The sequence below is a fragment of the Desulfitobacterium nosdiversum genome, from assembly GCF_049860565.1.
Taxonomy (GTDB): Bacteria; Bacillota; Desulfitobacteriia; order Desulfitobacteriales; family Desulfitobacteriaceae; genus Desulfitobacterium_A; species Desulfitobacterium_A nosdiversum.
Window position 1 is genome coordinate 3,808,318 of the sequence record NZ_CP172056.1, and the last position, 13,421, is coordinate 3,821,738.

Annotated in this window: 12 protein-coding genes and 2 pseudogenes; 7 read left to right on the forward strand and 7 right to left on the reverse strand. The window is 41.0% G+C overall.

The annotated features are described in order from the left end of the window. Positions 1-47: 47 nt before the first annotated feature. The 4 genes from ACHOLT_RS18595 to ACHOLT_RS18610 form a co-directional block, all read right to left on the reverse strand. Positions 48-992, reverse strand: a complete 945-nt coding sequence (locus ACHOLT_RS18595) for a TIGR01212 family radical SAM protein (RefSeq protein ID WP_425803710.1) — start codon at positions 990-992, stop codon at positions 48-50. 165 nt (positions 993-1,157) lie between these two features. Next, complete coding sequence (locus ACHOLT_RS18600) at positions 1,158-1,538, reverse strand: VOC family protein (protein ID WP_425803712.1); 381 nt, start codon at positions 1,536-1,538, stop codon at positions 1,158-1,160. Positions 1,539-1,551: 13 nt separating this feature from the next. Beyond that, entirely contained in the window at positions 1,552-2,688 is a 1,137-nt protein-coding gene (locus tag ACHOLT_RS18605; RefSeq protein ID WP_425803714.1) for a DVU0298 family protein, read from the reverse strand. A gap of 157 nt (positions 2,689-2,845) precedes the next feature. Then, the gene (locus ACHOLT_RS18610) at positions 2,846-3,061 is read right to left on the reverse strand and encodes a tautomerase family protein (RefSeq protein ID WP_425803717.1); all 216 of its coding nucleotides are present in this window, start codon (positions 3,059-3,061) and stop codon (positions 2,846-2,848) included. Between the two features lie 245 nt (positions 3,062-3,306). On the opposite strand from ACHOLT_RS18610, the gene ACHOLT_RS18615 reads away from it, so the two are divergent. The 3 genes from ACHOLT_RS18615 to tsaA are packed head-to-tail and all read left to right on the forward strand — an operon-like array spanning position 3,307 to position 5,041. Further along, positions 3,307-3,534 carry a CooT family nickel-binding protein gene (locus ACHOLT_RS18615; protein WP_425803719.1) on the forward strand — a complete coding sequence of 76 codons (228 nt, stop codon included), beginning with the start codon at positions 3,307-3,309 and terminating at the stop codon, positions 3,532-3,534. Then, complete coding sequence (locus ACHOLT_RS18620; RefSeq protein WP_425803721.1) at positions 3,515-4,306, forward strand: energy-coupling factor ABC transporter ATP-binding protein; 792 nt, start codon at positions 3,515-3,517, stop codon at positions 4,304-4,306. Before ACHOLT_RS18615 ends, ACHOLT_RS18620 begins: the two co-directional genes overlap by 20 nt. Positions 4,307-4,339: 33 nt before the next feature. Beyond that, a complete protein-coding gene (tsaA, locus tag ACHOLT_RS18625; RefSeq protein ID WP_425803723.1) occupies positions 4,340-5,041 on the forward strand; it encodes a tRNA (N6-threonylcarbamoyladenosine(37)-N6)-methyltransferase TrmO in 702 nt (233 codons plus the stop codon). Positions 5,042-5,157: 116 nt separating this feature from the next. Here the strand turns inward: tsaA and ACHOLT_RS18630 are convergent, their stop codons facing one another. After that, positions 5,158-5,985, reverse strand: a complete 828-nt coding sequence (locus ACHOLT_RS18630; RefSeq protein ID WP_425803725.1) for a manganese catalase family protein — start codon at positions 5,983-5,985, stop codon at positions 5,158-5,160. 327 nt (positions 5,986-6,312) lie between these two features. Between ACHOLT_RS18630 and ACHOLT_RS18635 the strand changes: the two genes are divergently transcribed. From ACHOLT_RS18635 to ACHOLT_RS18650, 4 genes and pseudogenes are all read left to right on the forward strand, one after another. After that, positions 6,313-8,403 carry a glutamine synthetase III gene (locus ACHOLT_RS18635; protein WP_425803727.1) on the forward strand — a complete coding sequence of 697 codons (2,091 nt, stop codon included), beginning with the start codon at positions 6,313-6,315 and terminating at the stop codon, positions 8,401-8,403. A gap of 1,101 nt (positions 8,404-9,504) precedes the next feature. Then, a pseudogene (locus tag ACHOLT_RS18640) lies at positions 9,505-10,379 on the forward strand (tyrosine-type recombinase/integrase). Further along, positions 10,372-11,523, forward strand: a pseudogene (locus ACHOLT_RS18645) (IS91 family transposase). The pseudogenes ACHOLT_RS18640 and ACHOLT_RS18645 overlap by 8 nt, the downstream one beginning before the upstream one ends. Before the next feature lie 322 nt (positions 11,524-11,845). Continuing rightward, positions 11,846-12,106 carry a hypothetical protein gene (locus ACHOLT_RS18650; protein WP_425803729.1) on the forward strand — a complete coding sequence of 87 codons (261 nt, stop codon included), beginning with the start codon at positions 11,846-11,848 and terminating at the stop codon, positions 12,104-12,106. A 66-nt stretch (positions 12,107-12,172) separates the two neighbouring features. On the opposite strand, the gene ACHOLT_RS18655 is transcribed toward ACHOLT_RS18650, so the two are convergent. Further along, positions 12,173-13,012: an IS3 family transposase gene (locus tag ACHOLT_RS18655; protein WP_425800491.1), complete on the reverse strand. Its 840-nt coding sequence runs from the start codon at positions 13,010-13,012 to the stop codon at positions 12,173-12,175. After that, the gene (locus ACHOLT_RS18660; protein WP_425800489.1) at positions 13,009-13,350 is read right to left on the reverse strand and encodes a transposase; all 342 of its coding nucleotides are present in this window, start codon (positions 13,348-13,350) and stop codon (positions 13,009-13,011) included. The genes ACHOLT_RS18655 and ACHOLT_RS18660 overlap by 4 nt, the downstream gene beginning before the upstream one ends. Positions 13,351-13,421: the final 71 nt, after the last annotated feature.

Below are 13,421 nucleotides of genomic sequence, written 5' to 3' on the forward strand. Positions count from 1 at the left end.
CTTGAAACCTACAGCTCCTATAATAGTTTTACCGTATTACTCTTTTTTCAAAAAAATTTCTTACCTTGCCAGGTATTTCTTTGGACTAATTCCCTGTCTATGGCATTAAGAATTTCCCATTTTTTACGACTCCATAAAGGAGCAATCAAATCATTCGGAGGCCCATCCCCAGTCAGGCGATGAATAATCATATCCGGGGGCAGAATTTCCAGGATATCCACCACCAGTGATACATATTCCTCACTCGTAAGGAGCGGAAATGGTTCCTTTTCAAAAAGCTTAGCAAGAGGTGTTCCTTTTAAGATATGCAATAAATGAATCTTTACTCCTTGAACTGGCAAAGCTGCGACAGCTCTCGCTGTAGCCATCATATCCTCATAAGTTTCACCTGGGAAGCCAAGAATGATATGAACACAAATCCGAATTCCTCGGGCATGCAAGGCCGCGACTCCTTCTAAAAATTCCGCATAGGAATGCCCGCGCTTAACCCATTCCATGGTTCGATCATGAATACTTTGCAAACCCAGCTCAACCCAAAGATACGTTCGTTTATTAAGCTCTTCCAGGTAATCCAGAACTTCCCCCGGCAGACAATCAGGACGAGTCGCAAGTGAAATTCCAACCACGCCTTCTTGTCTAAGCGCTTCTTCATAGAGTTTTCTAAGCTCGCAAACAGGCGCATACGTATTGGTATAAGCCTGAAAATAGGCTAAGTATAGAGCCTTCGGCCATTTCTTTTGCATTCTTTCCTTAACTTCGCTAAATTGCTGCTCAACCGAATGTGTTACTGCTCCGGCAAAATCTCCAGAGCCGCGAGGGCTGCAGTAAATACATCCGCCCCAACCTTTTGTTCCATCCCGATTGGGACAGGTAAAGCCCGCGTCTAGAGAAACCTTAAAAACCTTTCCACCAAAAGTATCTCTCAAGTGTCGATTGAAAGTGTTATAGCGCTTCTCCCCCTTCTGCCAAGCAGAAGGCAGTTTAAAATCCATTCCTTTTATATCACGCCTTTATATGAAAATTGAATCCCTACTAAGAATATCAAACATCTGGAAAATATTCAAAGGTAATCCTCCAAATCATTAAAAAAACCTAGAATTTCTCCCGAAATCTAGGTTTTTCCTTTTCCCTGCCCATATTGCTATTGTAAATGAATATTAACCCTGATATAACTCCAATTTTTCCCCTGAAGGTCCACGGAAAAAGAAGTTATACCTTTCTTCACCCAGGGATATAGGTTTATCTTGCAGCAAAGTAACCTGATTTTCTTTCAACCAGTCAACTGCCTTCTCAATATCGGTAACAGTCAGTGCCAAATGATTAACCACCCCGTCCTCAAATTGGTCTCCCTTTTTCATTTCGACGAGTTCTATAACTGTTCCATCGAGACGCAAAAAGGCTAGCTCAACAAGTCCGGGTTTCTTTCGATGTAAAAATTCGAAGCCCAGTATCTTTGTGTAGAATTGAATTCCTTCATCTATATTAATAGTTTTTATCCCGATATGTTCAACCCCACGAAAAAGATTGATTTGCCCCATTTTAATTCTCTCCTTATCTCCTTTTTTCCAGCTCCAGTAAGTGTTCTTTTACATCAATTCCCCCAGCATAACCTGTAAGAGCTCCGTTTTTACCGACCACACGATGACATGGAACAATCACAGCAATGGGATTATTATGATTGGCCATTCCTATCGCTCTTTGGCCCTTTGGATTTCCTACCTTCTGAGCAATCTCGCCATAACTGCAGGTTGCTCCATAAGGTATTTTACTTAATTCCTCCCATACTTTGAGTTGGAAGTCAGTTCCCTTGGGTTGCAGTGGAAGAGTAAATTCCCGGCGCCGCCCTTCCAAATAAGCCTTTAGCTGACTGAGAACCTCCTCATTAGGAGCTCTTCTTTTTAAAAGAAAGACGTGAGGATACCATCGATTGAGATAATTTTCAAGTTGGATTTTCTCATTTTCGAGCTTGCCTAGACCTACCCATATTACTCCTTGATTATTAGCAGCTGCTGTTAATGACCACCTCCAGTTACTTGCTTCTATATATTCCTGCCAATAAAAGATGCCTTGAGGTTGAGAGAGCTCTGCCACTGAATACAATTGGATCTGATTATTAAAATAAAGTTCGAGCATTGCCCCTTTAGGCTGTTCTTTTGCTCTAATTCCAGGAACATCTTTACAATCCCGCACCAGAGCTTGAACTAAGGCAGCACGTCCGCTCAACTCTGGATTCTCCGAATTTAGAAACGGTAAAACAACCTCAGCTAATGGCAAAACAAGGTCAGGTTTAACACAAGCTATATGGGCCAATCCCCAGAGTGTCCCTTCATTTAAACTCTCATCATCCAGTAATTTTGAATACATCCAATTAAAGTGCCCGCATTCTTCCGGGCAATGTGCCATAATACTTCCAATCGCTTCGGCAGCGTTCCAGGCCGTACCCCCAGATTCCTCATTTAAAGACCAAAAATAGCGGCGAACCAATTCGACCGCATAACCCGGTTGAATTCGTTCAATCGTTTGAGCGGCTATTCCTAATCCCTCAATTGCCCTCCAAAACAGAAGACCCTCTTTGACGTAAATTCTGCTCATCAGTTGACGAACGATTCCGCGATCTTCTGCAGCCTTCTCTCTAAGCCTTTTCCAATCTTTTTCTAATAATATACGCTGAAGCTCCGATTGCACCATAGGACTTCTCTCCTTTATGCTTTCCCTTTCTCTATCATATCATTAGATAAGATCCAAGAAAACGGACAATTAGGGAAAACTGGCCTAAAGAAATAGACTGGGGCTTGATTATCCCCAGTCTTCATCAGATATATCTTTCATTTGAAATATGAAACCCTTAGTCTTTAATTTCTTTCACTTTATCCCAGTAAGGACTTTCCGTTAAAACATCTCCGCCTATGCCCATATCGCTATATTGATGTTCGTCGAGAACAACCGTAATCGATTGCATAGGCAGGCCGGTCGCCATTGATGCCGCTTGGCTCATACCATGAATTAAGCTGCGTTTTTGATCAATGGTCAAAACAGGTCCGTCAAAATGTATCATTGGCATAACAAGACACCTCCAAAAGAGTTTATGTTGACTCTATTAAAATTCCCCATTCTAAAAAGAATCATGTAGTATGGGGCAAAAAATGTCATTCAAGATTAAAATTCATTTTGCAGGAAAAAAACTAGAAATGCAGAATAAAATAAATTATAAAATATATATACAAAGAAAGGCCATGGAGGTCTCTTGTAAGGGAACTTCTATGGCCTTTTCAGATTTGAAATAATAATAAAGTGAGGGATTATTTAATGTGTGAAGCAAACGCCTACCTTAAAGAAGGAGAAGAAGAAACTTTGTTTATGGAATCGGTAGATGTAATTGAACCCTACGGAAATGGCCTTAAGCTTATTGACATCTTCGGCAAGCAAAAATTTCTTCGTGCACGCATAAAAGATATGACTCTGCTCAACCACCGGATTCTTTTAGAACCCATTCCTAACAGCGAGGAGGTTTCCCATGCTTTCTCCTGTTCTTGAGTTGAGCAATCTTTCCTATGCATATATTCCTGGCTCAAATGTTCTTACTGACATTTCTTTAAACTTCTTCCCTGGAGAAAGAACAGCTATTCTTGGAGCTAACGGCTGTGGTAAATCTACCTTGCTTAAAATACTCAGCGGCTTAATTCATCCAACTCAAGGACAAATTAGAGCTTTTGGCAAAGAAGTCAGCGAAAAGACATTGCAAGAACATAATTTTCTCTCAGAATTTCGGCAAAGAATAGGGTTCATTTTTCAGAACTCGGATGCACAGCTTTTTTCGGCAACTGTTCGTGATGAACTTTCCTTTGCACCTTTGCAGGCTGGTCTCGCTCCTCAAATTATCTCTGAGCGGGTTCATGATGTTGCCGAACTTTTAGGCATTTCCCCTTTACTCGATCGAGCACCTTATCATTTAAGCGGGGGCGAAAAAAAGAAGGTTGCGCTGGCCAGCGTTCTCTCCGTAAATCCGGACATATTATTCCTTGATGAGCCGACGAATGGCCTGGACCCTCGCTCCCAATACTGGTTAGTGGAATTTTTATCGGCCCTTCATGCGGCTGGTAAAACCATCATCACTGCAACCCATGACCTTTCTATTGTTGAAGATATCGCCGACCGTGTAATTATCTTTCGCGAGGATCATACAATTGCCGCGGATGGACCTTGTTTGCCGGTCCTCTCCAATCGGCAGCTGCTTTTAGACGTTAATCTCATCCATGCCCGCTCCCATTTTCATGTTGGAGGCTCACGACTACACGCACAATCATAAATAATTTTGTGTAAATGAAAGGCAGGTCATTTGATGACAATTGAATTTCAAGCGATTGGTACTATTCATTCTCCCTACCTTTACAATCTTCCCATTCCCCCGCAGCCGCAAAAGGATATGCCCGGTGAATTTTGGATCACACTTAAGCCAGAATTTACAGATGGTCTTCATAAGCTGTTAACCTATCGGTATCTCTATATAATTTACTATTTAGATCACCCTGAGCCAAACACTAACCTTCGGATCCATCCACCCTGGGCACCTGAAATCGAAGTAGGCGTCTTTGCCAGCCGCTCGCCCAATCGTCCGAATCCGATCGGATTAAGTATTGTTGAACTCAAAGGAATTGAAGGAAATGATATTCTGATCTCTGGAATTGATGTTTATAATGGAACTCCGCTTCTTGATCTCAAACCGTATATCCGTGCCATTGATCTTAAAACCGACGCCAATGACGGCTGGTTCGATGAGCTCGAAGACAAACACCATTCCATAGCCCATTTGTTAGGAATTCATCATGATCATACTGTAGAACATGGTCATAGCCATGATCATGACCATCATCAAGATAACGATAGCCATAACTACCAACACCAGCATGAGCACGAACATAAGCATGAACATTCCCACAGTCACCATTTACAAGATCGCTCCCACTCTTTATCACCCTCGAAAACTCCGCGCAGTTTTCACTTAACTCGCAATTCCACTCTTCAAAAATCGTTAAACGACTAGACTAGATTCGATTCGATTGGATCAAATTGAATAATCATGCTATTAATTCAAATGCTCCCCGAGCAGCGGATATTTAATCGTTCTCTTTAGGGGAGCATCATGTTTTTATCTAATAGTTAATGCATTGTAGTCGGTGATTGCGGTTTTCCTTGGCTGGGATTTGGTTGAGAATATTGTGGATTGTTGCGGTTATGATCTGTATAACCAGGTGCAACTTCGCCTGAAGCATCTGCTCCCCGGTCCTTTCCGTATTTAGCGGGTCCGCCGTATTTTTCATTGGGATTTTCTTCATATTGAATTCCGTTTCCCTGATTCCATGGACCTCGGAAATCCCCTTCACCAGTTGACATGTTCATGTACTTCTTCGAAAATTGTGAATCTCTGAAATCCTTATCTACGCCTTTTCCTTGTAAAGTACCGATGGCCTGCATAAAGGAAAAGTTATGCGATTCTTCCCGACTGAGGAGAAAACGAACCATGTCTTTGACTCCTGCATCATCCGTTTGCTGAAGCAGTCGTTCATAAATCAATTTAGCTCGAAGTTCTGCAGTCGAATCAGAGGAAAGATCCGCATATATATCTCCGGTTGATTCAATATATGAACCTGTCCACGGAATTCCCATGGAGTTTGTGAGAAGGGGTCCTCCTGACAAAAGTGCCATATGTATTGCTGGGAAATCTTTAGCGACCTTATCCGTTGGCCCAAGAAGCATAGCGATTGCTTCACCAACCATTTCAAGATGGCTCATTTCCTCAGCAGCAATGTCTTGGAGTAAATCTCGTATCTTAGGGTCATTGCAGCCTAAACTTTGAGACATATATTGCATCGCAGCTTTCAGTTCACCATGCGGTCCACCAAATTGTTCGAGCAAAAGATTTGCAAATCTCGGATCAGGGCGATCAACATGGACGGTGTATTCCATGTCTTTGACATGCTTAAACACAATAAGCCCTCCTTTTAATCTTTTGGGTTACTTCCATTTGAAGCATACTTTCTTTAATATTTACAAAAAAAAGATAAATATTCTGTAAAATACCCTCTAATTAAAACCTAAAAAGACAAGTTAATAAAATACACCTTGATTTCAGCCGTAATCCTGTATACATCACTATTTAACCTTGATATCTGCTTCATAATATGTTACTTTATTACCAATATGGTAGAGCAAAGGCGCTCTTTAAAATGGCTTTTTTAATTTAAAGGCCATCTTGGAGGGTCTTTTTTCTTTTTTTAGGGAAATTAAGAAAAAACATAAGGAAGGGATAACAAAATGGAAATCTTCGGTGCAAATGTCTTTAATGACGCAATAATGAAAGAATGCTTACCTAAGAACACGTACAAAGCGTTAAGAAAAACGATCGATGAAGGATCAACTCTTGACCCGGCAGTTGCCGACGTTGTTGCCAACGCCATGAAAGACTGGGCTATCGAAAAAGGCGCTACTCACTTTACTCATTGGTTCCAACCATTGACTGGTGTTACCGCTGAAAAGCATGATGCATTTATTTCTCCTACAAAAGATGGCAAAGTCATCATGGAATTCTCCGGAAAAGAATTAATTAAAGGCGAACCTGATGCTTCTTCTTTCCCGAACGGCGGAATTCGTTCTACGTTTGAAGCACGCGGTTACACAGCTTGGGACTGCACTTCACCTGCATTTGTACGTGAAGATGCCGGAGTAGTTACACTCTGCATTCCTACCGCTTTTTGCTCCTATACGGGTGAAGCCCTTGACAGAAAAACCCCTTTACTTCGTTCCATGGAAGCACTTTCTAAACAAGCAATCCGACTCTTACGCTTATTCGGAAATACTGAAAGCAACCGTGTTATCTCAACTGTTGGACCGGAACAAGAATATTTCTTGATCGACAAATCCTTCTATTTAGAAAGAACAGATTTAATCCTTACCGGGCGTACTCTCTTTGGTGCTCCGGCTCCAAAAGGCCAAGAATTGGAAGATCATTACTTCGGAAGTATCAGCGAGCGTATCGCTGCCTACATGCAAGATGTCAATGTTGAGTTGTGGAAACTGGGAATTCCCGCTAAAACCCAACATAAAGAAGTTGCACCTGGACAATATGAAATCGCTCCTATTTTTACAACAACAAATATTGCAACCGACCATAATCAGCTTATCATGGAAACTCTGCAGAAAGTTGCTGTTCGTCACGGTCTAGTTTGCCTGCTCCATGAAAAACCGTTTGCCGGCGTAAATGGATCCGGAAAACATAATAACTGGTCCATCAGCACTGATAACGGAATCAATCTCCTCGAGCCTGGAAAAACTCCTCATCAAAATGCCCAATTTCTTACCTTCCTTTGTGCGGTAATTAAAGCCGTTGATGAATACTCCGAGTTGCTCAGACTTTCTGCATCTAATACAGGAAATGACCATCGTCTCGGAGCTAACGAAGCTCCTCCGGCTATCATCTCAATCTTCCTTGGCGACCAACTCTCCGATATCATGAAACAATTGAGAAATGGCGGTCCTAAGAGTTCTATCCAAGGCGGCCAGCTTGAAATCGGTGTCAGCACACTTCCTACCCTTCCTAAAGATTCAACAGACCGTAATCGTACCTCTCCGTTTGCATTTACCGGTAATAAATTTGAGTTCCGGATGGTTCCATCTTCCCTCTCCATTTCAGGTCCGAACGTCGTATTAAACACGATTGTCGCCGAAACTGTATCCTTAATCGCAGATCGTTTAGAAAAAGCTCAAGATTTCAATGCTGATCTCAAAGCTCTTCTTAAGGAAATCGCTACAAACCATGCTCGCATCCTCTTTGATGGTAACGGCTATTCTGAAGAATGGATTGAAGAAGCTGAGCGTCGCGGTCTTCCCCATTTACGTTCAACCGTAGAAGCTATTCCTACTCTTCTTAAAGAAAAAACCATTAAACTTTATGAAAAACATGGTGTTCTGAACGAAACAGAACTTCACTCCCGTTATGAGATCGACCTCGAGCAATATTCTAAATCGATTAACATCGAAGCTCTGACAACTCTTGATATGGCTCAAAGACAGATCTTACCCGCTGCCATTAAATATGCAACAAACTTGGCCAAATCCATCAATACCGTAAAAGCCGCTTATGCCGAAGCAGAAGTTTCTGCTCAAACTGATCTTCTTAAAGAAGCTTCTTCCCTTATCTCCGCTCTTAAACAAAATATTGATAAATTACAAACTGTTACTAAGCAGGCACAAGAAGTCACAGATGCTTATGCGCAAGCTGTATTCTATCGCGATCAAGTCTTCACCACGATGGGAGAAGTTCGTCAGGCTGCAGATCAATTAGAAGGAATCGTTGATGCTAACCTATGGCCAATTCCAACGTATTCCGAAATGCTCTTCAAACTGTAATTTAGTTTTATTCCTCTAAACGGTGGTATTGCCTTGGGTAATATCACCGTTTTTTAATAAAATCCTTTTACAGCAAAAGTTAAAGAAAACTTAACATCATTATATTGGTAATTTCTTGGGTATCCCTCCCTTGGATGGTAACATATTCCTGAACTATTGAATATTTTGCATTAGAACTCTTCTCAATAAAGGAGGGAATACAGATGCTACCTTTTACGGGCTATTCCCATTTAAATAAACAAGCGAATTCTCCATTGAGCTATCCCCCATCTTACAGAAATCCTTTACCCCAATCCTCTCCTTCTCAATTAAGCCCTTTTTCGAAACCTTCAGCCCAGCCCTATTCTTCTCATTCTTCATCGCCTACAACACCATCTTCTCCTATTACTCCTGCTGCTCCAGCTCCAGCTCAAGCCCCCTCTTCTGCCCCAGTTGCAATGCCTGCTCCCTCTTCTATACCTCCTTACTCCTTACCCATAAATCTCAAACCATTATCTCCTGTCCCCCAATCAATCCCATCTTCTTCAAGTTCATCCCCCCCGACTCCATATAAAACCCCTACTCCTTTATCCTTTTCCAATAAGCCATCATCGTCGTCTTCTGTCAGGTCTGTAGATCTAATCCGTCCTCTAAAGGAACACGGGATTCAACTCATAAAGAAATATGGGCCAGCCCTCGTTAAAGAATACGGCCCCCCTATAGCCAAGCGTGTAGGTCCCCCCCTTGCTCGTCGTTTAGGACCTCCATTAGCAAGGAATGTCGGTATACCCTTAGCCAGAAGAGTTGGTCTCCCCTTAGTTCGTAAAGTGGGTCTTCCCCTCATGAAAAAACTAGGCGGTTTCTTGCTCAACCGCATAGGGTTATAATGTGTTAAGAAGCTCAAAGAGGAGGAACAGACCTAGTTCTTCCTCTTTGCTTATGTCAAAATTTTTTAATTAAATTTGCTTTTCACATTTTAAGAAAAGCACTAAACTGCTGGCGCAGTGGTTCACAAAGTTTATCTTTCACTTTCTTAATTAAATATCGCTGTAACTTATTAAAGACAATACACATCTCCTTTAAAATATTAGAGAGTTCATTTAACGGAGATGTTTTTCATTTATGACCAAAGAAGAGGTTTTATCGAAGCTACAATTCGATGTGAAACTCAGAGGTTTAAGCAAGCACACCCAGGATCTATACCCTATCAAAGTAAAAATATTTCAAAATTACTTTAATAAGCCCGCAACCAAGCTTGGCGAAGAGGATATTAGACAGTTTCTCCATTTTCTCTCAACAGAGAAAAAGCTTGCTCCCGGATCGATAAACACATACAACAGCTACCTCCGCTTTTTGTATGGTGTAACTTTAAACACTAAGTTAAATCTCAAACAAATCCCGCGCCATCGTAGGCAGCGTAAATTCCCTGAAATCTTTACGGCTCAGCCCTGGAGACAAGAATATCCAGTATGTTTTAATGCCTGCGACAACTTGAGAGATAAATGTATCCTTATGACTTTCTATGGTGCAGGGCTTCGCCTTAGTGAGGTGGCTTCCTTAAAGTTTCAAATATTGATAGCCGCAAAATGCAGTTGTTCATTCGCAATGCTAGAGGCAGCAAAGATCGATATGCTCTGCTTTCACAATCTAATCTAGATATCCTCAGAACATACTGGAAAGCCTACCGCCCTAAAGAATGGCTATTTTACAGCAGAAATAATCCCGATACACACATTAAACATAGAACTATTCAAAATCTTTTTCATAAACATGTCGACAGAGCCAAAATCACCAAAAACGTTACAGTTCATAGTCTAAGGCACAGTTTCATCACTCACTTGCTGGAATCACGTGCTAGTATTTATCACATCAAGCAGTTGCTCGGGCACTCAGATATCAACTCGACATGCTATTATTTGCATTTGCTTAAGATTGAATCGCTCAACGTTAAGAGTCCTCTAGATCAGTTAGCTGAATCAGAGAAGGCTAATGGCTGAAGTTCAAGATGTCTTTCTAAAATACGGCAAAGACTATCGAAATAACCATAAGCTCACTCTCGTTAAACATAAAGCAATGTCTGCAATTCAAAAATGCAGAACATCACTGTTAGGCGGCCACAAGGAAGTTTGTGACAGTTGTGGGCATACTCGAATTTCTTACAACTCTTGCCGCAACCGGCACTGCCCTAAATGCCAAGCTCCTTCCAAAGAACGTTGGATTGAAAATCAGAAAAGCAATTTGCTCAACATTGGATAGTTCCATGTGGTATTCACGATCCCTGATACTCTCAATTTAATGATTTATCAAAATCAAAAAGCTGTTTATACTCTTTTATTTAAGGCCGTTGCTGAAACTCTTACCGAATTAGCCTCTGACAAAAAATATCTCCGCACAAAGATAGGCTTTACATCGGTTCTGCATACTTGGGGACAAAATCTCATGCATCACTCACATATTCGCTGTATAGTACCTGGAGGCGGATTATCTTCTCTCGAAAAATGGGTTAACAGCAGAAAAAAATTCTTCATCCCGGTTAAAGTCCTATCCCGAAAGTTTAGAGATAAATTCCTTTATTATCTAAAACAACTATTCGACCAAAATAAACTTGAATTCCAGGGCAGTTAGGCATATCTCACGAACAAAATGGAATTCGAAAAGCTACTCTCTTCTGTCTATGAAAAAGAGTGGGTTGTTTATTGTAAGCCGCCATTTAAAAATGCCGCTTGTGTTGTTGAATACCTGGGTAGATATACTCACCGAGTAGCTATATCTAATAAACGCATTATTAATATTGAAAAAGATAAGGTTACTTTCAAATGGCGGGATTACAAGGATAATAGTAAGCAAAAGGTAATGACAATCTCCGCCGAGAAGTTTATCCGAAGATTTCTTATTCATATTCTACCGAATGGCTTTATGAAAATTAGGCACTACGGCTTTCTTGGTAATCGTAACAAGAATACCCAACTGAAAATATGCAAACAACTTACTCATACACCCCTATTAACCAGAAAAAAATCCTCTACACTTGATCTCATCCAAAAGCTAACAGGAATAGATATATTAAAATGCCCTAACTGTGGATCTGAAAAAAACAAACGATTTCTTAATTTAGGAAAATTTCCCCCTACTGCTGTCTAACTACATTTTTATTTTAAAAAGTGCCCTGTTATGGGGAGGAGGAAACTATATCCATTTGAGCCTAAATAAAGCTGTTCTGATGCATTAGTAATAGAGAATTCTTCAAGTCCCTTAAAAAATAAAAAGGAAGATTAGATATTCAATCCCCATAGCAGTTGTGCTAACCTTCCGCGGTTTCGTGCTTTTTCAATTATCCAAAGTTAGCATTTGGAAGTTAGATTACCGGTATTATCAAACGAGAAATCAGAAATATCCTTAAATCCTTACGAATTCAAACTTAAAGAATTTTTTTATCTTTATAAATGGAGCCGTAAATTCACCTGTGGTTTTAGGCTATACTTCTACTGCATATCCAGTTGGTCAAATCGGTGTAAATTTAAATCTTCAATATCTAGATAATGGAAGTTGGTATACGATAAGTACGTATAAATTCACCAAATATTCATCTTCCTACATATCGGGTGCAAAACTACTAGGGGTAACGGGGGGCTATTATTACCGTGTGGTTGGCGAACATACCTCTATCGATGGAGGTATTAGTGAACAAGGATTGTCTTATTCCTCTGCTCTCTATATCCCTTAAGAAATAAATTAGAAAAAGCCACGGATGTGAAGTGAAGTGACCCCAAAAAGTTAGACGAGTATTTTATTAAGCAGCCAAGAGGGTTTGCTGTCTGTGTAAAGCAGGCGGCAAACCCTTTAGCTTTACTTTGATACGGCGATTATTGTAGTAATCGAGATAGTCGATGAGTTCATTTTTAAAATGGTCCATCGATTCAAATTTCTGTAGATACAGAAGTTCACTTTTAAGTAGGCCAAAGAAGTTTTCTATCACGGCATTATCCAGACAGTTGCCCTTTCGGCTCATGCTTTGCCGAATGCCCTTCACTTCCAACATTCGCTGATACACCTTATGTTGGTACTGCCAGCCCTGATCCGAGTGGAGAATAAGGTTTGTGCTGTCCGGAATTGCTGAAAACGCTTTGCCCAGCATGCTCGTTACCATGGACAAAACCGGCCTATCCGAAATGGTGTAACTGACGATATCTCTGCTGCACAAATCTAGAATTGGGGACAGATAGAGTTTCTGACCAAACAGGCTGAACTCTGTGACATCAGTAACCCATTTCAAGTTTGGCTTCTCCGCCTCAAAGTCACGTTCCAGAAGATTCGGCGCTACCTTGCCCACTTCACCCTTATAAGAGTGATATTTCTTCATCCTAACATGGCAGGTAATGCCCAGTGCTTTCATCAGACGCTGAACGGTCTTGTGATTGACGATATTACCGCGATTGCGCAGTTCCATGGTAATTCTCCGATAACCAAATCTACCTTTGTTTTCAGTATAAATCGAGGTTATTTGTTCTTTAACTTCGGTGTATTTATCCGAAACTGATAGTTGCTTAAGATTGTAATAATACGTAGCGCGCGGAAGCTTGGCTACGACGAGGAGTACATCGAGCTTATGTTTCTGCCTCAGTTCCGTCACGACTTGTGTCTTTTCTCTCGCTGTACCCTCTCGGAAACCAAGGCATTCAATTTTTTTAGGTAATCGTTCTCCGCCCGCAGACGTTGGACTTCAGCAATTAAGTCTTCCTCAACTTTTTTGCCGAGCTTCACAGGTCTTCCTGCGCTTTTGCGACCCCGGCGGTCTATATAAAGCCCCTCAACGCCTTCCGTCAAATAAATTCGCTCCCATTTTCTTATGGGTTCATGGTTTGGTAGATCGTATTTCTTAGCCGTTTCACGATAACTTAGCCTATTTGTTTGCATATCTTCTATTACTTTTTGTTTAAATTCTCCCGAAAATGGAGTTCCTTTTGGCATGAAAACACCCCCAAAGTTATTTTAGTATATCATACTGTCTAACTTTGGGGGTGCAGTTCAATGTCCGTGGC